Annotated in this window: 17 protein-coding genes; 6 read left to right on the top strand and 11 right to left on the bottom strand. The window is 66.9% G+C overall.

From position 1 onward, the window contains the following. Window positions 1-376: 376 nt before the first annotated feature. On the bottom strand, window positions 377-1,249 hold the full coding sequence (locus AC5P9P_RS02565; protein WP_033834075.1) for a DMT family transporter: 873 nt from the start codon (window positions 1,247-1,249) through the stop codon (window positions 377-379). A 115-nt stretch (window positions 1,250-1,364) separates the two neighbouring features. Between AC5P9P_RS02565 and AC5P9P_RS02560 the strand changes: the two genes are divergently transcribed. Together AC5P9P_RS02560 and AC5P9P_RS02555 are read left to right on the top strand one after the other, a co-directional pair. Then, a complete protein-coding gene (locus AC5P9P_RS02560; protein ID WP_049454683.1) occupies window positions 1,365-2,309 on the top strand; it encodes a LysR substrate-binding domain-containing protein in 945 nt (314 codons plus the stop codon). Window positions 2,310-2,377: 68 nt separating this feature from the next. Beyond that, window positions 2,378-2,671: a hypothetical protein gene (locus tag AC5P9P_RS02555; RefSeq protein ID WP_005408721.1), complete on the top strand. Its 294-nt coding sequence runs from the start codon at window positions 2,378-2,380 to the stop codon at window positions 2,669-2,671. Between the two features lie 31 nt (window positions 2,672-2,702). On the opposite strand, the gene AC5P9P_RS02550 is transcribed toward AC5P9P_RS02555, so the two are convergent. Together AC5P9P_RS02550 and AC5P9P_RS02545 are read right to left on the bottom strand one after the other, a co-directional pair. After that, window positions 2,703-3,491 (bottom strand): DUF4349 domain-containing protein, encoded by a 789-nt coding sequence (locus AC5P9P_RS02550; RefSeq protein WP_049402225.1) that lies wholly within the window; start codon window positions 3,489-3,491, stop codon window positions 2,703-2,705. A 23-nt stretch (window positions 3,492-3,514) separates the two neighbouring features. Further along, the gene (locus AC5P9P_RS02545) at window positions 3,515-3,871 is read right to left on the bottom strand and encodes a GFA family protein (protein ID WP_329771909.1); all 357 of its coding nucleotides are present in this window, start codon (window positions 3,869-3,871) and stop codon (window positions 3,515-3,517) included. A gap of 112 nt (window positions 3,872-3,983) precedes the next feature. On the opposite strand from AC5P9P_RS02545, the gene AC5P9P_RS02540 reads away from it, so the two are divergent. Continuing rightward, entirely contained in the window at window positions 3,984-5,792 is a 1,809-nt protein-coding gene (locus tag AC5P9P_RS02540) for a DUF885 domain-containing protein (RefSeq protein WP_049397495.1), read from the top strand. A gap of 86 nt (window positions 5,793-5,878) precedes the next feature. Here AC5P9P_RS02540 and AC5P9P_RS02535 read toward each other — a convergent pair whose 3' ends face one another. The 4 genes from AC5P9P_RS02535 to AC5P9P_RS02520 form a co-directional block, all read right to left on the bottom strand. Continuing rightward, a complete protein-coding gene (locus AC5P9P_RS02535) occupies window positions 5,879-6,313 on the bottom strand; it encodes a hypothetical protein (RefSeq protein ID WP_033835119.1) in 435 nt (144 codons plus the stop codon). A 151-nt stretch (window positions 6,314-6,464) separates the two neighbouring features. Further along, on the bottom strand, window positions 6,465-7,733 hold the full coding sequence (agp, locus tag AC5P9P_RS02530; RefSeq protein ID WP_329771911.1) for a bifunctional glucose-1-phosphatase/inositol phosphatase: 1,269 nt from the start codon (window positions 7,731-7,733) through the stop codon (window positions 6,465-6,467). Between the two features lie 67 nt (window positions 7,734-7,800). After that, window positions 7,801-9,633 carry a multidrug efflux ABC transporter SmrA gene (smrA, locus tag AC5P9P_RS02525; RefSeq protein WP_049433557.1) on the bottom strand — a complete coding sequence of 611 codons (1,833 nt, stop codon included), beginning with the start codon at window positions 9,631-9,633 and terminating at the stop codon, window positions 7,801-7,803. A gap of 199 nt (window positions 9,634-9,832) precedes the next feature. Next, the gene (locus AC5P9P_RS02520) at window positions 9,833-11,392 is read right to left on the bottom strand and encodes a serine hydrolase (RefSeq protein WP_033835117.1); all 1,560 of its coding nucleotides are present in this window, start codon (window positions 11,390-11,392) and stop codon (window positions 9,833-9,835) included. A 110-nt stretch (window positions 11,393-11,502) separates the two neighbouring features. Between AC5P9P_RS02520 and AC5P9P_RS02515 the strand changes: the two genes are divergently transcribed. Genes AC5P9P_RS02515 through AC5P9P_RS02505 form a run of 3 tightly spaced genes read left to right on the top strand, consistent with a single transcriptional unit; the run spans window position 11,503 to window position 13,743 of the window. After that, window positions 11,503-11,946, top strand: coding sequence for a VOC family protein (locus AC5P9P_RS02515; RefSeq protein ID WP_005408713.1), 444 nt, complete (start codon window positions 11,503-11,505; stop codon window positions 11,944-11,946). Beyond that, window positions 11,943-12,761: a DUF72 domain-containing protein gene (locus AC5P9P_RS02510; RefSeq protein WP_033835115.1), complete on the top strand. Its 819-nt coding sequence runs from the start codon at window positions 11,943-11,945 to the stop codon at window positions 12,759-12,761. The genes AC5P9P_RS02515 and AC5P9P_RS02510 overlap by 4 nt, the downstream gene beginning before the upstream one ends. A gap of 34 nt (window positions 12,762-12,795) precedes the next feature. After that, on the top strand, window positions 12,796-13,743 hold the full coding sequence (locus AC5P9P_RS02505; protein WP_005408711.1) for a DMT family transporter: 948 nt from the start codon (window positions 12,796-12,798) through the stop codon (window positions 13,741-13,743). A gap of 45 nt (window positions 13,744-13,788) precedes the next feature. Here AC5P9P_RS02505 and AC5P9P_RS02500 read toward each other — a convergent pair whose 3' ends face one another. The 4 genes from AC5P9P_RS02500 to AC5P9P_RS02485 all read right to left on the bottom strand — a co-directional run bounded on the left by AC5P9P_RS02500 (window position 13,789) and on the right by AC5P9P_RS02485 (window position 18,749). Then, on the bottom strand, window positions 13,789-14,949 hold the full coding sequence (locus AC5P9P_RS02500; RefSeq protein WP_053451578.1) for an AAA family ATPase: 1,161 nt from the start codon (window positions 14,947-14,949) through the stop codon (window positions 13,789-13,791). Window positions 14,950-15,112: 163 nt separating this feature from the next. Beyond that, window positions 15,113-16,183 (bottom strand): sensor domain-containing diguanylate cyclase, encoded by a 1,071-nt coding sequence (locus AC5P9P_RS02495; RefSeq protein ID WP_495232589.1) that lies wholly within the window; start codon window positions 16,181-16,183, stop codon window positions 15,113-15,115. A 144-nt stretch (window positions 16,184-16,327) separates the two neighbouring features. Further along, window positions 16,328-17,050 (bottom strand): pseudouridine synthase, encoded by a 723-nt coding sequence (locus tag AC5P9P_RS02490; RefSeq protein ID WP_005408708.1) that lies wholly within the window; start codon window positions 17,048-17,050, stop codon window positions 16,328-16,330. A gap of 34 nt (window positions 17,051-17,084) precedes the next feature. Continuing rightward, window positions 17,085-18,749 carry a sensor domain-containing diguanylate cyclase gene (locus tag AC5P9P_RS02485; protein WP_033835113.1) on the bottom strand — a complete coding sequence of 555 codons (1,665 nt, stop codon included), beginning with the start codon at window positions 18,747-18,749 and terminating at the stop codon, window positions 17,085-17,087. Between the last annotated feature and the right edge of the window lie 40 nt (window positions 18,750-18,789).

Here is an 18,789-nt window from a genome sequence, read left to right as displayed (position 1 = left end):
TTCGCCCCTGATTCCCCTGCGATGCTCGGCTCGCTCAAGGCGGACTGAAAAATCAAGATCAACAGCAAAAACATCCACGCATGGCGTGAATCTACTGGGTGCAGCTGTGGCCTTTGATCTGGGTCCGCCTTGAGCGAGCCGAGCACCGCAGGTCCGGCGAGGGCGAAGAGGCGCGGGTGTCTGAGCGCAGCGAGTTCCCGCGCCGTCCCTCGACGGGCCGAGGAGCGCAGGGTACCGGTGCGCAGCACCGGCTCGCGACCTGGCGGCGTGTTTCTTTGGTTACTTTCTTTGCACGAGCAAAGAAAGTGACACCTCCCCGCAGGCGCGGAAATGGGCCCGCCGGGCATGGCTCGGTGCTACCGCTGCGTGCGCGCGCTCAGCCCTTCTGACTCACCGCCACGCTCCCCAGGATCAACACACCCGCAATCAGCATCTGCACCGTCACCGCCTCCCCCAGGAACAACCACGCAAACGCCGCGCCGAACAGCGGAATCAGGTAGGTCACCGTCGACGCCCGTGACGGGCCGATACGGCCGATCAGGCGGTAGAACATCAGGAACGCCAGCCCGGTGCAGGCTACGCCCAAGGCGATCGCCGCGCCCCAGGCCTTCAGCGGAATCGCCGCCTGCGGCCAGTGGCTCACCGCCATCGGCAGCATCCACAGCGAGGCACACGACAGCGTTGCCGCCGCCGCTGCCGCCGACGGCAGGCCGGTCATGTGCCGCTTCACCAGGTTCACGCCCAGGCCGTACAGCAGCGAAGCCGCCGCACCGGCCAGCACCGCGGTGCCGATACTCAGGCCGGAAACCTTGGCGGTGGCCAGCACCACCACGCCAGCGAAGCCAACCAGCAAGGCACCGGCGCGGCGCATGCCGATCTTCTCGCCGAAGAACAGGAAGGCGATCAGCGCGGCGAACAGCACGGTCATCGCATTGCAGATCGCGCCGATCGCCGCCGGCGCCTGTTCCGCTGCATAGGCGAACAGCACGAACGGCAACGCCGAGTTGATCAGGCCGATCGGCGCCAGCCACAGCCAGCGCCGCGGCGGGAACTGCGAGCGGGCGCGCCACAGGAACGGCAGCAGCACCAGCGCACCCAGCACCAGCCGCACTTCGACCAGCGCGAACGGGCCGAACGACGGCACCGCCACCCGCATGAACAGGAACGAGCAGCCCCAGATGGCGCCCAGCAGGGTCAATTCCAGCGGCGTGCGCCAATCGCGCTCGGCCGCCTGTGGGACCGCATTCATGCCTTGCCTCCGTACATCGTCAGTTCCTCGCCAAGGCGGATAGGATCAGGCGCAGACGCCCGCCGCACAAGCGCGTAGTATCGCTGCCAGCCACAAATATGGTTTGAGGCTCGACATGCTGCTACGCCCTTCCCTGCTACCCGCACTGGCCGTGTTCGCGGTCGCCGCGCGCCACCAGAACTTCGCCCAGGCCGCGCAGGAGCTGCACCTGACCGCCAGCGCGGTCAGCCACCACGTCCGCCGCCTGGAAGAAGTGCTGGAAGTACGGCTGTTCCTACGCCACGCCCGCGGCGTGCGCCTGACTGCCGAGGGCCGGCAACTGGCCGACGCCGCCAGCGCCGCCTTCACCGATGTCGCGGCCGTCGCCCATCACCTGCAGCCGGATGCCGACAGCGTGCCGCTGCGGATCACCACGCTGCGCTCGCTGTCCTACTGCTGGCTGCTGCCACGGCTGCCGCGCTTCACCCAGGCCTACCCGCACATCCGCATCGAACTGCATACCGGCAGCGGGCTGGATCGCTATGACGACAACGGCCCGGAAGTGGGCATCCGCTACGGCCTGGGCCAATGGCCCGGCCTGCGTGCGCAGCACCTGATGGATGACTACCTGTTCCCGGTCGCCTCACCGGCACTGGCCGGCGTCGAAACGCTGGTCGATCCGGCGCGCATCGCCGACCTGCCGCTGCTCACCGACCTGTCGCCGCAGGGCTGGCGCGACTGGTTCCGCCACGCCGGCGTGCGCACGCCGTCGCCGCTGCCACCCATGCACACCTTCGCCGACAGCACCGATGCGATGCGTGCAGCGGTGTATGGCATGGGCGCGGTGCTGGCGCGCACCCACATCGCCCAGCCCTATCTGCAGCGCTACGAGGTGGTGCGCCTGCCCGGCCTGGCGCTGAAGGCGCGCTATGCGTACCACGTAGTGCATGCCGAAGGACAACCGCCCAGCCCGGCCGCACGCCTGTTCATCGACTGGCTGCTGGAGCAGGCGCAGGACGAACGCACACCGATTCCCGCATTGCCGGACAGCCTGCTCGGGCGTCCGGCCACACGCGCCTGACTGCACCCTCACCCGTTCTTTGCCCGGCGCTGGCTAGGCTGCTGGCAACTCCACAACGTACCTACGCCATGGCCATGCTGCGACTGCGCATCACCGGAACTGAAGACGACGCCCGTGCCATCAGCGACCTGCTGCTCGGCCTGGAGGGCATCGAGCATGTCGAGGAAACCGACGATCTGATGCCGCACATGGACGACGACGATTCCAGCTCGGCCGGGCTGTCCGACGACATCGGCCCGGGCATCCATGAGCTGGAAGTGGAAGTCGGCAATGAAAGCACCGCGCAGAAGGTGCGCGACGCAGTGCAGGAACTGGCGCTGGAGCTGGATGTGTTCGTCGAGTACGAGACCGACGAGGGCTGATGCCGGCGGGCTGCCGGCATCAGCCTCCACCTCAGAGGTTGGGCGGCAGCTTGCGACGGCGGCGGCGCCACCATGCCCGCACACCCCAGGCCGCGATCAAGGCCAGCACCGCCACCGGCAGCAGCGCGGCGACGGCGCGGATCAGGAACGCAACGCTGGTGCTGAGGATGCTGCCCGACTCGCTCAGCGCCTCGCCGATCTCGCTGCGGCTGCGCTGGCCGGACGTGGTATCGAAATGGATCGTCACCAGCTGGGTATCGATGCGCCGGCGCTGCTGCGCGGCATCCTTGCTGGCCTGCTCGACACCCGCCTCGATCTCGGACAGCCGCGTGGTGATCGCCATCAGGTCCTCGATCTTCAGGTCCTTGCGGTCCTGGTAGGCCAGCAGCCGCGCGTGTTCCTTCTCCAGCCGCGCCTTGGTCAGCGCGGTGTCGGCCACGGCCTGCGCGAGGTCCTCGGCACGCGTGTTGCGCGACTCCAGCGTGCCGCCCTCACCGGCCAACGCGATCAACGGCTCGGTGCCCTTCGGTGCAATCCGCACCTTGACCTCGCCGCTGGGCTGCTCGCCGCTGCGCTGGTCTACCTGCAGCACCGCGCAGTCACCGAACTTCGCGCTCTGGCAGGCCTGTGCCACCTGCTGGATGCGCGGTGCGATCTGCGCCGCTTCCAGTTGCACCTGCACGTCGTGTTCGTAGGCGAGGAATGCGCCTTCCGGTGAAGCGATGGCAGCCTCGGCCGCCGTGGCGCCCGCATCCGCCGCCATGTCGCCCTGCTTGGCGCAGGCGCCCAGCGCCAGCAGCAGCACCGGCATTGCCGCCATGCACGTCCACGCGCGCACCGGCCTCACAGTGCGGCCCCGTCGTAGGAGGTCACCGCCAGCGTGGCCAGATCCACTGCAGGCACGCAGCGCACGTTCACCGCCACCATCGGCACACCGCTGCGCGGATCCACCGCCTCGCTGTAGGGGGCAATGCCGCATTCGCGGCAATGGTGATGGTCGATGTGGGCCTTGCTGAAGTGGTAGGTGGCCACGTCCGCCGGATCGGTGCTCAGCTGGAACGCTTCGCGCGGGGCGAACCACAGCAGGCTGCCACGGCGGCGGCACATCGAGCAGTTGCAGTCGATGACGTCGCTGATCGGCGCCCCGGCCTGTACGGTGAATGCGATCCTGCCGCAATGGCAGCTTCCCTGGTATTCCATGTTCTGCGCTCCTTTGGAGGGTCCTTGTCTGCGCCCATGGTAATCCTATGGCACGGGGACAAAGCAGCCACGCGGCCCTATGCTCAGGGTTTGACCCCGTACAGGAACGCCGATGCGCCCGCATCTTCTTGCCCTCGCCCTGGTCGCCGCGCTGGCCGGTTGCCAGCCGGCCGACGCCCCGACCAACGCTTCCACCCCGGCCACCAGCCAGCAGGCCGGTGACGCGGCGGTCGATGCCGCCTTCGCCGACCTGTCCAAGCGCGCCCTGGACACCTGGATGCAGCTGTCGCCGGTCAGCGCTACCCAGATCGGTGACCACCGCTACGACAGCGAGCTGGACGACCTCAGTGCCGCCGGCCAGCAGAAGACCCTGGCAGCCTACAAGGCGCTGCTGGGCGAGCTGGACAAGATCGAGGTGGCCAAGCTGGGCCGCGAGAACCAGGTAGACGCGGCGATCCTGCGCAACCAGCTGCAGTCGGAAATATGGAACGCCGAAGTGCTGCAGTCCGGCAAGTGGGACCCGCAGCTGTACAACGGCATTGCCGGCAGCGCGATCTACGGCCTGATGGCGCGCGAGTTCGCGCCGCTGCCGGAGCGCCTGAAGTCGGCCACCGCGCGCATGGAAAAGCTGCCGGCGATCTTCGCACAGGCCCGCGAGAACCTGGATCCGGCACGGGTGCCGAAGATCCACGCCGAAACGGTGGCCAAGCAGAACAAGGGCATCCTCAGCATCGTCGATACCTTCATCACCCCGCACATCGGTGAACTGCCGCAGGCCGACCAGCAGCGCCTGCAGGCCGCCATCGACGGCCTGAAGAAGGCGGTGGACGAGCAGCAGACCTGGCTGGACAAGACCCTGGTGCCGAATGCCAAGGGCGACTTCCGCATCGGTGCGGAAAAGTACGACCAGAAGCTGAAGTTCGCGCTGAGCTCCTCGCTGTCGCGCCAGGAGATCGGTGAGCGTGCACGCGCCGAACTCAAGCGCGTGCGCGAAGACATGTACGGCATCGCGCAGACCGTGCTGAAGGACAAGCCGGGTGCGCCGGAGATGCCGGCCCAGCCGACCGACGAGCAGCAGCAGAAGGCCATTGAAGCTGCGCTGGAGCTGGCCTACGCCGACAAGCCGGCACGCGACAAGGTCGTCGACGATGCCAAGGCCGCACTGGAGCAGTCCACCGCGTTCGTGCGCGAGCACGATCTGATGACGCTGCCCGACGCGCCGGTGGACATCATCCTGATGCCGGAATTCCAGCGTGGCGTGGCCGTGGCCTACTGTGATTCACCGGGTCCGCTGGACAAGAACCTGAAGACCTTCTACGCCGTGTCGCCGATTCCGGACGACTGGAACGACAAGCAGGTCGACTCGTTCCTGCGTGAGTACAACTCGCGCATGATCCACCTGCTGAGCATCCACGAAGGCACCCCGGGCCACTACCTGGAAGGCTGGCATTCGGCCAAGTTCCCCTCCACCCTGCGTGCGGTGCTGCGTTCAGGCCTGTTCGCCGAAGGCTGGGCGGTCTACACCGAGCGCATGATGCAGGAGCAGGGTTACCTCAACAACGACCCGCTGTTCCACCTGGTGCAGCTGAAGTTCTACCTGCGCACGATCTCCAACGCGATCCTCGACCAGGGCGTGCACGTGGACAACTGGGATCGCGAGAAGGCGATGCACCTGATGACCCACGACGCGTTCCAGCAGGAAAGCGAAGCGGCGGGCAAGTGGGTGCGTGCACAGCTGACCTCGGCACAGCTACCGACCTACTTCGTCGGTGCGCAGGAACACTTCGACACCCGCAAGGCGGTGCAGGAGAAGCTGGGCGACAAGTTCAACCTGAAGGCGTACCACGACCAGATGCTGTCCTACGGCGCCCCGCCGGTGCGTTTCGCACGCCAGCTGATGCTGGACCAGCCGATCGAGTGATCGGGGTGGTGTAAGTTGGAAACGGAACGGCCCGGGCAAACCCGGGCCGTTTCTGCAGGCCGCCCCGAAATGACGGAACGGAGAACTCAGACGACCACTGCTGAGTAGACTCGAGCGGCGAGATCATGCGCGACGCCCATATTGACCAGTGCAAAATCAGACTCGTCTTCCCCACCAGTCTTTTTGACAATCTCCTGCAACTGGTACCTGCGCTCATACGAGGCCAGCACATCGCCAACGTCGCCCTTCGAACGGGCAGCACAAACGATCACCTTGCATCCTGCCTGTGCAAATTGGTCGATCAGACCATCCACGGTTCCGGAAACATCACCACGGTTGAAAATTCCGATCTTGCATCCGTTGATCTGAACCATTGCACTGAAGTCGAGCTTGTGGCCAATAGCCTCAAACGAAATGAATCGCGTGGCAGAGTGCGCAGCCAGCAGTCGGTACAACATGAGAAGCGTCGAGCTCTTTCCCGAGTTGCTGGCGCCACGAAGCGCGATCAGCTGTTTTTTCATTTTCCAAGTCCATTTTCAGGGTTGAAATAATGCTGCCGGAACCTGGCAGCGAGCACACACATCATGCCACCGAGTTGCACCGGATTCAGCGGCATTGAATGGCGGCAATCCAAGTGTCGGCACCCGCCTGGTTCACGGGACTCTTCGGTCTTCAGACACCATCGACAGCCCTTTTGCCATCTCCGCTGAAAGCCCTCACTTTAGCTCCAAGTAGTTGCCTAAACTGCGCTTCAGTGCACCCAGTCTTCGCACACCCTTGCGGCACCAGCGTCGCCCGTACCGGCGGCTGCATTTCACTCAGTGGCACCGCGTCACGCAACTGCTCCTTGGTGGGATAGACATATACCAACCGGTAGTGCGCCCTCCCGCTGTGCCCACGCCAGCGTTCGAACTGCAGCAGGCCACCGATCGGTGTCTTCTCGTACTGCCCCGGCAGGCTGTAGTCGCTGATTCCCAACGCCGCCAGCACCGAGCCGATGTTGGAATCGTGACCGACCAGCAGGGTCGCCTTCGGCGACGCCGGGTCGTCGAACAACGCATTCACTCTTGTCAGCAGCGGAGCGGCCACATCACGCGCCACCTCGGGCGTTCCGAACAGGATGTCCTGGTAGCGGTTGCGGATCTGCGCCAGCGCCTGCCATTGCACCTCGGTGGTCAACCGGCCCCAGCCTTCGCGGGGGATGCCACTGCCCTGGTAGTGCTCCATCAACAAGGCATCGACCAGCCCGCTGGCCAGCGCCAGTGATCCGGACGCGCGAGGCTCCTTGCCCGGTTCCGTACTGAAGGTGGTATCGGCCAGCGCCAGATGGCAGTCGCTGTGCCCCTTGCATGCCGCCGACTGCGGATAGCGGGTGATCTCCTCCACCACGGACAAAGCCGGTGCCAGGTCCACTGCGGCCAGCGCTCGCTGCATTGACTCCAGCACGCGCGTGCGGAATGCCGCGTCGTCGTTGTGGATCACCGGATCGAACAGCGGATCCATCGTCCCCAGCGCCATGCGCTGTTCGACCGTGACATGGCAGCCCGGAAACGCACCGGCAATGAAGAACTGCGCGGTGGCCTGGGTGCGCTGCAGGCTGTTGGCGTACGCGTGGAAGTCATCCTCCTGCGGGCAACCCGACACCGGCAACAGCTGCGCCTGGCGCAGCCACTGGCCGATGTAGCGCCCCATGTAGACCTCCAGCACACCGCCCTTGGTGGTCAGCTCGCCCGGTGCCACCTCCCAGCGCGGCCAGTCCTCGGGCGTCGCATTGGCCAGCGCGCCGGAGGCGACCACTGGCGCGCGCAGGTTGTGGCGGCTGAGCAGGACGACCTGCTCGAGCTGGTCGCCGTCCATGGGTGCCGGCGCAGCCGTGGCAACCGTAGCAACCGTGGCAACCAGGCTGAGTGCCAGCAACAGGGAGCGCAGGGGGCGGATCATGCAGGTCTCCGGAAACACGCTGGGGTCAGAGCCCTTTCCTGCGGAAAGGGATCCGACCCCGAAACGATCATTGATCGGCAGCAACAAATCCACCGGTCTGTCGTGCCCACAACCGTGCGTACAGACCACCGGCCGCAATCAGCTCGGCGTGGCTGCCGGTCTCGACGATGCGTCCCTGGTCCATCACCACCAACCGGTCCATGCGCGCGATGGTCGACAGCCGGTGCGCGATCGCGATCACCGTCTTGCCGCCCATCAGCTCATCCAGGCTGTCCTGGATCGCCGCTTCCACTTCCGAGTCCAGTGCCGAGGTTGCTTCGTCCAGCACCAGGATCGGTGCGTCCTTCAGCAGCACGCGGGCAATGGCGATGCGTTGGCGCTGGCCGCCGGACAGCTTCACGCCGCGCTCGCCGACATGTGCGTCGTAGCCACGACGCCCCTGCCCGTCCACCAGCGTATCGATGAAGGCTTCGGCACGTGCCTTGGCCACCGCAGCGCGCAGCTGCTCATCGGTCGCGTCCGGACGGCCGTACAGCAGGTTGTCGCGGATCGAGCGATGCAGCAGCGAGGTGTCCTGGGTGACCACACCGATCTGCTGGCGCAGGCTTTCCTGGGTGACGCAGGCAATGTCCTGGCCGTCGATCAGGATGCGGCCGCTTTCCAGGTCGTACAGGCGCAGCAGCACGTTGACCAGGGTCGACTTGCCGGCACCCGAGGGACCGACCAGGCCGATCTTCTCGCCCGGCTTCACCACCAGGTCGAGGCCTGCGATCACGCCGCCCTTCTTGCCGTAGTGGAAGTGGATGTCCTGGAAATGCACGCCACCGCGGGTCACCTGCAACGGCACTGCATCCTCGCGGTCCTGCACGGTCAGCGGCTGTGCGATGGTGGTGATGCCATCCTGTACCGTGCCGATGTCCTCGAAGATGCCGTTGATGGTCCACATGATCCAGCCGGACATGTTGTGGATGCGGATCACCAGGCCGGTCGCCAGCGTGATCGCACCGACGGTGATGTGGCCGCCATTCCACAGCCACAGCGCCAGCCCACAGGTACCTGCGATCAGGAAACCGTTGACGATGGCGATGGTCAGGTCCATGCCGGTGGTCACCCGGGTCTGCGCGCGGTGCTTGACCGCCAGTTCCTGGATCGACTCGGCCACGTAGGCCTGCTCGCGCCCGCCATGGGCGAACAGCTTCAGCGTGGGAATGTTGGTGTAGCCATCGACGATGCGGCCCATCGCCTTGGAACGCGCTTCGGACGCGATCCAGGCCCGTTCCTTCGCGCGCGGCACGAAGTAGACCATGATCACCGCATAGGCCAGCAGCCACAGGATCAGCGGCACCATCAGCCGCCAGTCGGCCTGCGCGAACAGGTACAGCGCGGTGCCGGTATAGACCACGATGTACCAGAGCGAATCGACCATCTGCACCGCCGACTCGCGCAGCGAGGTACCGGTCTGCATCACCCGGTTGGCGACACTGCCGGCGAAGTCGTTCTGGAAGAAGCTCAGGCTCTGCCGCACCACATAGTTGTGCATCAACCAGCGCGAGCGGTTGCTCAGGCCGGGCACGATGGCCTGGTTGACCAGCAGGTTGTGCAGGCCGACCAGGATCGGACGCGCGATGACCGTGATGAACAGCATCCAGCCCAGGTCGTTGGCATGGCGCTTGAAGAAGTCGGCACCGGGCTGCTCGGCGACCATGTCGACGATGCGGCCCAGGTAATCGAACATCGCCACTTCCACCAGCGCCAGCAGCAGGCCGGCGATGAGCGTGGCCAGCAGCACCGGCCACACCGGGCGCAGGTAGTGCAGGTAGAACGGCAGCACTTTGCGCGGAGGCATCCGCCCGTCCACGGGCGGGAACACCGGAATCAGGGATTCAAACCAACGGAACATCGCATTCCCTCGCCATCTTTAGCTGGCGGAGTATCCCATGCCGCATGTGTACGCCGGCCGACGATCGCTGCGGCTGCGGTCGTGCCGGCCGCTGGCCGGCAACCTTGTGACGCATCCGGGGATCATGAGGTTGCCGGCCGCAGGCCGGCACTACCCATCGGATTCGTCAAACGTCAGCGCCGGGCCACGCCCGGCGGCGTCATTTCACTGGGGTGAACAGCAGGTCCTGGAAATCGAAACTGAAATCGGTCAGGTCGGAAATCGGCTGCATGCGCACCTCGCGCACCTTGCCGTCCGGGTCCAGGCTGAAGTTCACGAACGCGTCGGCGTTGAGCGAACGGTCGTCCCAGCGCACGATGAAGGTGTCGTGCTGCCAGTGCTCCAGGCGACCGCTCAGCTGCGCGGTCCTGGCAAAGCGCAGGCGCAGTCCCTTGCCCTCGGCACTGACCTGCATGTCGCCATACCAGCGGTCGCGGAACGTGCCTGTGTAGCCGGCCAGCGCCAGCGACGGCCTGCTGCCCTTGTCGCGCGCGCTCTGGTGCTTGGCCCACGCCTCGTCGGCCTTGTCCTGTCCCTTGGCCACGGCCTTGGCATAGGCGTCCACCCAGTCATGCTTTTCACCGCCCAGGTAGGCATCGAGCACACTCAGGGTGATCGCATTGAACGCCGCGCCCACTTCCTGATTGGTCAGCACCACCACGCCCAGTTTCTCGCCCGGTACCAGGGTCAGCCGCGAGACCATGCCCGGCCAGCCACCGGTGTGCCAGACCAGCTTCTGCCCGCGGTAGTCGCTCAGGCTCCAGCCTTCGCCATAGCCGGCGAAGTTGGCCCGCGCCGGTGCCAGCTCCGGCACGCTCGGCGCCGGGATCGACTGCGGCGTGATCATCCGCCACATCTGCTGCTGGCTCTTCTCGGAGAACAACGGCGTGCCGTCGGCCAGTTTGCCTTCGGCCAGCTGCACCTGCATCCAGCGCGCCATGTCGTGCGCGCTGGAATAGATGCCGCCGGCGCCGGCATTGTTCGACCAGGTCAGCGGCGCGACGGTACGCAGGTCCTTGAAATCGTACTTGGCGTGGCCGACCGCGGCCTTGTCGCCCGGCTTCAAGTGATCGGCGTTGTAGCGCGTGCCGGCCATGCCCACCTTGTCGAAGATGCGGGTCTGCAGGAACTGCTGGTAACTCATGCCGGAAACATGCTCGATCACCTGCTGGGCGACCGCGTACAGGATGTTGTCGTACGCATAGCCCTCGCGGAATCCACCCTTCAGCGGCACCTTGCCCAGCCGTTCCACCACTTCGGCATTGCTGTAGGAGGTGGTCGGCCAGAACAACAGGTCACCGGCGCCCAGGCTCAGTCCGCTGCGATGCGACAGCAGGTCGCGGATCGTCATCTGGCCGGTCACGAACGGATCGGACATGCGGAACGACGGCAGGTGGTCGATCACCTTGTCGTCCATCTTCAGCTTGCCGTCCTCGGCCAGCAGGTTCAGCGAGGTGGCGGTGAACGCCTTGGTGTTGGACGCAATGGCAAACAGCGTATCGGCCTGCACCGGTTCCGGCTTGCCCTGCTCGCGCACGCCCCAGCCGCGCTCCAGCACCACCTCGCCATCCTTGACCACCGCCACGGCAATACCGGGCACGTCGAACTGCGCGCGCACGCGCTCGACGGTTGCATCCAGCTCCTGCAGCTGCGCCGGGGTGGCAGCGCTCGCCATGGTCGTGCACGCCAGCAGCACGGCTCCTCCAATCCAGGGTTTCATCCAGCACGATCTCCGAACAGGGGTGGCGGCCATGTGCAGGCCGTCACCGGGGTTTCGCGGGATGGTAACGTTCTGCGTTGCACCCTGCCCTGTGCCATAGGAGGGGTGTCATGGGCGAGAACGGCCAACCGAGCAGCGGCTCCACCATCATTCCGTGCCTGCGCTACCGCGATGCGCAGGCTGCCATCGACTGGCTCCAGCGCGCCTTCGGCTTCCATGCCCAGGCCGTCTACGCCGACGGCGATACGGTGTTCCATGCGCAGCTGACCTTCGGCACCGGCATGATCATGCTGGGCTCGGCCAGCAACCAGAGCGCGTGGAGCGAGCATGCGGCGATGCCTGATGAGGTCGGCGGCCGCCAGACGCAGAGTGCCTGCGTGATCGTCACCGATGCCGACGCGCACTACGCCCGGGCCAAGGCCGCCGGTGCCCGAATCGTCATCGACATCGCCGACCAGGACTACGGCGGCCGTGGCTATGCCTGCGCCGACCCGGAAGGCTACCTGTGGTGGTTCGGCAGCTACGACCCGTGGCGCGCGGACCACGGCCAGTGACCGCCGGAGCGATCCGCTGCGGCATCGGTGGCTGGGTGTTTCCCGAATGGCGCGGCGGCGTTTTCTACCCCGTAGGCCTGCCACAGCGTGAAGAACTGGCCCACGCCAGCCGTGCCCTGCGTTGCATCGAAATCAACGGCACCTTCTACCGCACGCCCACCGCCGCGCAGTGCGCGCAGTGGGCCGCACAGACGCCGGAAGGCTTCCGGTTTTCGATGAAGGCGCCACGCTACCTGGTGCAGCGCCGCGACCTGTCCAGCACGCTCGAGGCGGCCGCGCCCTTCCTGCAGGCGGCGACCGCGCTCGGTGACCGGCTGGGCCCGCTGCTGTGGCAGTTCGATCCACGGCATCCGGCCGACGCCGAAGCACTGGAACGGCTGATGGCACAGCTGCCGAAGCAGCTGGACGGGGTGCCGCTGCAGCATGCGCTGGAGGTCCGCAACGCCGAGGCACATGGCCCGGCACTGGTCGACGCCGCCCGCCGCCACGGCGTGGCGCTGGTGATCGAGGACAGCGACGAGGCGCCATTGCACGGCGATGTCAGTGCCGGCTTCGTCTATGCGCGGATCAAGCGCAGCCAGGCCCGCTTGAACGAGGGCCTGCCGGCGCCCGTGCAGCAGCGCTGGGCCGAACGCGCACGCCGCTGGTCATGCGGTGAACCAGTGGATGACCTGCCCTGCCTGGCCGCGCCAGCTCCGGAAACCCCGCGCGAGGTCTACCTGCTGTGCATCGGCGCGGGCAAGGCACGCAACCCGGCGGCGGCGATGGCCCTGCAGCGGCGGGTTGGCCAGGGCAGCGATCCCGCACGCGGGTAGCGCTGCGACGTTCGCCTTGCCTCACAATAGGCGGATGAGCACACCCGACACCCGCAAAGCGCTGTGGCAGATCCACTTCTGTGTCCTGCTGTGGGGCGTCACCGCCATCCTCGGCAAGCTGATCACCCTGCCCGCATTGCCGCTGGTGTGGTGGCGCATGCTGCTGGTGACGGCGATGCTGGCCCTGCTGCCGCGGGTCTGGCGCGGGCTGCGCACCCTGCCCCTGCGGCTGGTGGCCGGTTACGCCGGTATCGGTGCGCTGGTCGCCCTGCACTGGCTGACCTTCTACGGCGCGGTGAAACTGGCCAATGCCTCGGTGGCCGCCACCTGCATTGCACTGGCCCCGGTGTTCACCTCGATCATCGAACCCTGGGTCGCCAAGCGGCCGTTCCAGCTACGTGAACTGGCGTTCGGCCTGGCGGTGCTGCCGGGTGTTGCGCTGGTGGTCGGTGGCGTGCCCGATGGCATGCGCCTGGGTGTCTTGATCGGCGCGATATCGGCGCTGCTGGTGGCGGTGTTCGGCTCGCTCAACAAGCGCATGGTCAGCCACGCCGATCCGCTCACGGTCACCGCCCTGGAGCTGGGTGCCGGCACCCTCACCCTGACCCTGCTGGCACCGCTGATGCCCTACCTGCTGCCAGCACTGGCCAGCCCGCTGTGGGTGGTCCCGAATCTGCACGACAGCATCCTGCTGCTGGTGCTGGCCGGGTTCTGCACGCTGCTGCCGTTCGCCCTGGCCCTGGTCGCGCTGCGCCACCTGAGCGCCTATACGGTGCAGTTGGTGACCAACCTGGAGCCGGTCTATGCGGTGGTGCTGGCGGTGGTGCTGCTGCGCGAGCAGCACGAGGTCACGCCGTGGTTCTACCTGGGCGTGGCCATCATTGTCGGCGCGGTGTTCCTGCATCCGCTGCTGAACCGCCGCAAGCCGGTGCAGCACCCGGAAATCCTTGGCACGGCCGAGGCACGCAACATCGCCGATTGAGTGCATCCGCGCATGGCGTGGATCTGCCGGATCCGGATCGATGTCTCAACGCTGCGGCCAATGCCAGGCCGGCGCATCCAGCAGGCCCTGCCCGCTCAGCAGCGTGCGGCCCTGTTCCTTGTGCAGATGCAGCGAGTGGCAGCCCGGCGCCTGCTCCAACGCCGCGATCAGCCGGCTGGCGTGTGACACCACCCACACCTGGCTGCGCGCACTGGCGGCGATGATCAGCCGCGCCAGCGCCGGCAGCAGGTCCGGATGCAGGCTGGTCTCCGGCTCGTTCAGCACCAGCAGCGGCGGTGGCCGCGGCGTGTGCAGTGCCGCGGCCAGCAGCAGGAATCGCAGGGTACCGTCAGACAATTCGGCCATCGACAACGGCCGCAGCAGCCCGGGCTGGTGGAATCGCAGGGCCAGTCGACCGTCCAGCTCTTCGAAGCCGACCGTGGCGCCGGGGAAGGCATCATCGACACTGCGTGCCAACGCAACCGGATCTCCGATCTCGAGAATGGTCACCCAGGCCGCCGCCAGATCCCGTCCGTCGTGATGCAGCACCGGCGTGCGCGTTGCCATCGCCGGTTGTCGCGCCGGGGCATCGGCGTCGCTGCGGAAATGATCGTAGAAGCGCCAGCGACGGATGTACTCACGCAGGGCGATGGTTTCCGGCATGCGCTGCGGATCGCCGACCTGGGTGAACAGGCTGTCGAACAGCGACAACCGGTCATCCACGAGATCCCAGCCGTGCGCATGGCGTTGCCGCACCATTGCCCCACGGCGATCGACCAGCAGGTTGGCGCTGCGCAGGAACTGCCCGGCCCAGATCGCCTCCGCCTTGATCTGCGGATCCAGTGCAAACGCGGAACGGCTGGGTGGCGGGTAGCCCAGGTCGATGGCATAGCCGAACTCGTCGGTGGTGAATCCCAGCTTCAGCCCCACTGACGCCTGCCGGGGCCCGCCCTGCAGCGGGATCTCGCCGGCCGCGACCCGGCGATCGATGGATCCGGGGCCGGCCCACAGCGCCGAACCAAGTCCCCCTTCGCGGGCCAGCACCGCCGCGACGCCGCCCTGGGCGGTTTCCGCCAGCAGGCGCAGCGCGCGGTACAGGCTGGATTTGCCACTGCCGTTGTCACCGGTGACCACGTTCAACGGCTGCAGCGGCAGTACCAGCCCGTGCAGCGAGCGATAGTGGGCGATGGCCAGGGTCTGCAGCATGGCTGGTGTCCGTGGAAACAGGGACGTCATGCTGGCCGGTTCTGATCGCAGGAGCTGCGACGCCAAGTAAAACGGGAAGAGCATCCACGCATGGCGTGGATCTACTGGAGCGGCATCGAATCATCCACGCGTCGCATGCGTTCAGCGCGCGAACCGCCGTGTTTCAGCCCTCCAGCTCCACCCGGTTGCGACCGTTGCCCTTGGCCCGGTACAGCGCCTTGTCGGCGCGCGCCAGCATCTCATCCACGCTTTCACCGGGCTGGTGCTGGGCCACACCAATGCTGATCGTGACCGGGAATCCCAGCGGCAGATCCGCCACGGCCAGGCGCAGGAACTCGCATTGCAGTTCGGCCGTGCGCAGATCAGCGCCCGGCATCACCGCCACGAACTCCTCGCCACCATAGCGCGCGGCCATGCCACGGCCGGCAAAATGCGAACGCAGCAGCACGCCCAGCTCGGCCAGTACCCGGTCGCCGGTGGCGTGGCCCTGGAAGTCATTGATGTGCTTGAAATGATCGATGTCCAGCAGGGCCACGCAGGCTACTCCCGGTTGCCCATCGATCTCCGCAACCGCCTCTTCCAGTGCCGCTGCCATCGCGCGGCGGTTGGGCAGGCCGGTCAGCGCATCGGTGCGGCTCTGTTCGGCCAGGTCGGCATTCTGCGCCAGCAGCACGTCCTGGTACTCCGACAGCAGGCGCTCGTAGTCATCGCGTTCCAGCATGTGCTTCTGGATGTCGAGCGCGAAACGACGCAGCTCCATCACCAGCATCACCTGCCGTGACAGCGCGGCCAGCGCCTCGGCCTTGTCGCTGGGCAGGTGCTGCGGCTGTGCATCGAACACGCACAGCGTACCCAGCGGCAGGCCATCGGAACTGATCAGCGGCGCACCGGCGTAGAAGCGGATGTGCGGGTCGCCGGTCACCACCGGGTTGTCGTGGAAGCGGATGTCCTGCAACGCATCCTCAACCACCATGATTTGGTGCGGCTGCAGGATGGCGTGGCCACACATCGATTCGCTGCGCAGGTTTTCCGCCGCGTCGATGCCCTGGATCGACTTGAACCATTGCCGTTCGACGTCAATCAGGGTCACCGCCGCCATCGAGGTACCGCAGACCGCCTTGGCGATCGCCACCAGGTCGTCGAATGACTTCTCGCGCTGCGAATCAAGGATCCGGTAGCGGTACAGCGCCTCGAGCCGAAGGGCTTCGTTGGCAGGCTTGTCGGGCTTGATCATGCAGCGTCACGTTCCGGCAGGTCACTGCAAAGTCTAGCTGATGCCGGCGCGTAATCCGCACAACGGGTAGTGCCGGCCGCTGGCCGGCATCCCGCGCGCATTCGATGCTTGGAGCAGCCGGCCAGCGGCCGGCACTACCGCGCGTTACCAGTCCAGCTGCTTCGGCAGGAGGCCCTGCAGTTCCTGCTCGGTCAGGTTGCGCCACTGGCCCGGCTTCAGCGCGCCGATCTTGATGTTGTCGATGCGCACGCGGCGCAGCTGGGTCACGCGATAGCCGAATTCGGCGGCCATCAGGCGGATCTGCCGGTTCAGGCCCTGCTGCAGGGTGATACGGAAGCCGAACTTGGCGATGCGCGAGGTCTTGCACGGCAGCGTCATCTGGTCGTGGATGCGCACGCCGCGCGCCATGCCGCGCAGGAACTCATCGGTGACCGGCTTGTTCACCGCCACCAGGTATTCCTTCTGGTGGCCATTTTCGGCGCGCAGGATCTGGTTGACGATGTCGCCGTTGCTGGTCATCAGGATCAACCCCTCGGATTCCTTGTCCAGGCGGCCGATCGGGAAGATGCGCTGTTCGTGGCCGACGAAGTCGACGATGTTGCCCTTGACCGAAGTTTCGGTCGTGCAGGTGACGCCTACCGGCTTGTTCAATGCGATGTAGACGTGGCGGCGGGCGCCGGGCTTGCGTGCCACGCGGGCGCGCAGCGGCTGGCCGTCGACCAGCACCTGGTCTTCCTCGCCCACCACCGCGCCGGTACCGGCCGGATGGCCGTTGACGGTAACGCGGCGCGCGGCGATCAGGCGATCGGCCTCGCGGCGGGAGCAGAAGCCGGTGTCGGCGATATGTTTGTTGAGTCGGGTGGTCATCGGCCCATTATCCGGCATCGCCGCCCGCTGCGCTTCACGCCAGGGCGGGCGGATCGAGCTCCTCACCGTCGAAGACCCGGTTGCGGCCCGCCCGCTTTGCCACGTACATGGCATGGTCGGCGCGCCGCAGCAGCCCGGCCAGATCGTCCTCGCCCGGTCGCCACTGCGCCAGGCCGATGCTGGCGGTCACCTCCAGCCCCGGCACCTGCAGGGCCTGGCCAGCCTCGGTGATGCGCTGGCGCAGGCGGTCCAGCCGCGCCGACGCCGCCTCGCGCGGCATGCCGGGCATCAGCAGCAGGAACTCTTCGCCGCCCATCCGCACCACTTCGTCCTGGCTGCGTACCGCCGCGCGCAGGGCACGCGCCACCGCCACCAGCACCTGGTCGCCCACTGCGTGGCCGTGGCGGTCGTTGATGTCCTTGAACAGGTCGATGTCGAGGAAGCCGATCACCAACGGGCCGCGCTCACGGTCCACCCGTTCCAGATGGCGGGCCAGCTGCTGCAGTCCGGCGCGACGGTTGGGAAGCCCGGTCAGGCCATCGGTCTCGGCCAGCTGGCGAAGTTCATCACGCTGCTGGCGCAGCCGGCCCAGCCGCTGGTTCAACGCATACGCGGCCATCATCAACAGCCAGGTCACCGCCAGCTGCAGCGCCTCCACCCGGTATTCCAGCAGCCACGCCGCACCACAGGCATCGGCGATGATCAGTACCAGCATCGGTGCCAGCGCGGCCAGACCCGCCTGTGCCCAACGGTCGCCGCGCCAGCGTGCCCAGACGCCGACCATCAGTGCCAGGCCACATCCGGACAGATAGGACACCTGCAAGCCCTTCGCGACCCAGGCCAGATGCTCCCAGCGCAGCCACGGCACCAGCACGGCCAGCGCCATCAGGGTCCACAACACCGCCAGTTGGGCCGGGCGCGATCGAGGCAGCACGCGGTCGCCTCCGTTCAGCCGCCACAGCGCCGGCAGCACCAGTGCCTGGGTCGCAGCGGTCAGCGCCAGCAGCCACCAGGCGCCGTGCTCGCCCACCGGCAGCCAGGGTTCCGGATAGCCGCTCAGCCCGCCGAGGATGGCCTGCCACAGCACCATCACGGTGGTGCCGGCGATGTAGACCAGGAAACTGCGGTCCCGGGTGGTCAGGAAGGCCATCAACGCCGACAGCGCCAGCGCAATCGCCACCGCGATGCAGGCCGCACGCACCAGCAGGCGGGCGGTGTCGTTCTGCTGCACCGGGCTGGGCGCGCCCAGCCGCAGGGTCGGTACCCAACGTGCCTTCAGCGGTGTCTGCCAGGAGACCAGGAACGGCTCATGGCTGCCGGCCGGCGGTACCGCCACCAGGCCGATGCCAGCCCGGAAACGTGAATCGCGGGTGCGCGCGTCGTGCATGTTGCCGCAGATCTCGCGGTCGCCATGCTGGACGCGCACTTCACCGGCAAAGACGTTGAACACGTCCAGCGCCTGCGGTTGGCCTGACCAGCCCTGCGGCGGAGCCGGTACCAGCACCTGCTGGCGGGCGCCGGACAGCATCTCCGGCGTGCATGCGCGGTGCGGCGTCGGCTCGTCGGTAGCGCCGCCGACCAGGAGATAATCATGGCCCGGCACGGCCTCTGCAGCCTGAAGCGGCCACGGCAACGCCAACCACACCATCAGGACGGCCAGCACCGCTCCTGTTCCATACCGCCACTGCCTGCCGCCCACGCCACGTCCTGTTCCTGCTTACGTCCGCGCCCACTGCGCG

The sequence above is a fragment of the Stenotrophomonas sp. YJH_SMC_14-1 genome (assembly GCF_059372275.1).
This window is presented reverse-complemented; position numbering and strand designations above follow the sequence as displayed.

What these genes read in the sequence shown, in the direction of transcription:
- AC5P9P_RS02565 (WP_033834075.1), bottom strand. Translation starts at nt 1,249, where the DNA reads ATGAATGCGGTCCCACAGGCGGCCGAGCGCGATTGGCGCACGCCGCTG.
- AC5P9P_RS02560 (WP_049454683.1), top strand. Translation starts at nt 1,365, where the DNA reads ATGCTGCTACGCCCTTCCCTGCTACCCGCACTGGCCGTGTTCGCGGTC.
- AC5P9P_RS02555 (WP_005408721.1), top strand. Translation starts at nt 2,378, where the DNA reads ATGGCCATGCTGCGACTGCGCATCACCGGAACTGAAGACGACGCCCGT.
- AC5P9P_RS02550 (WP_049402225.1), bottom strand. Translation starts at nt 3,491, where the DNA reads ATGGCGGCAATGCCGGTGCTGCTGCTGGCGCTGGGCGCCTGCGCCAAG.
- AC5P9P_RS02545 (WP_329771909.1), bottom strand. Translation starts at nt 3,871, where the DNA reads ATGGAATACCAGGGAAGCTGCCATTGCGGCAGGATCGCATTCACCGTA.
- AC5P9P_RS02540 (WP_049397495.1), top strand. Translation starts at nt 3,984, where the DNA reads ATGCGCCCGCATCTTCTTGCCCTCGCCCTGGTCGCCGCGCTGGCCGGT.
- AC5P9P_RS02535 (WP_033835119.1), bottom strand. Translation starts at nt 6,313, where the DNA reads ATGAAAAAACAGCTGATCGCGCTTCGTGGCGCCAGCAACTCGGGAAAG.
- agp (WP_329771911.1), bottom strand. Translation starts at nt 7,733, where the DNA reads ATGATCCGCCCCCTGCGCTCCCTGTTGCTGGCACTCAGCCTGGTTGCC.
- smrA (WP_049433557.1), bottom strand. Translation starts at nt 9,633, where the DNA reads ATGTTCCGTTGGTTTGAATCCCTGATTCCGGTGTTCCCGCCCGTGGAC.
- AC5P9P_RS02520 (WP_033835117.1), bottom strand. Translation starts at nt 11,392, where the DNA reads ATGAAACCCTGGATTGGAGGAGCCGTGCTGCTGGCGTGCACGACCATG.
- AC5P9P_RS02515 (WP_005408713.1), top strand. Translation starts at nt 11,503, where the DNA reads ATGGGCGAGAACGGCCAACCGAGCAGCGGCTCCACCATCATTCCGTGC.
- AC5P9P_RS02505 (WP_005408711.1), top strand. Translation starts at nt 12,796, where the DNA reads ATGAGCACACCCGACACCCGCAAAGCGCTGTGGCAGATCCACTTCTGT.
- AC5P9P_RS02500 (WP_053451578.1), bottom strand. Translation starts at nt 14,949, where the DNA reads ATGCTGCAGACCCTGGCCATCGCCCACTATCGCTCGCTGCACGGGCTG.
- AC5P9P_RS02495 (WP_495232589.1), bottom strand. Translation starts at nt 16,183, where the DNA reads ATGATCAAGCCCGACAAGCCTGCCAACGAAGCCCTTCGGCTCGAGGCG.
- AC5P9P_RS02490 (WP_005408708.1), bottom strand. Translation starts at nt 17,050, where the DNA reads ATGACCACCCGACTCAACAAACATATCGCCGACACCGGCTTCTGCTCC.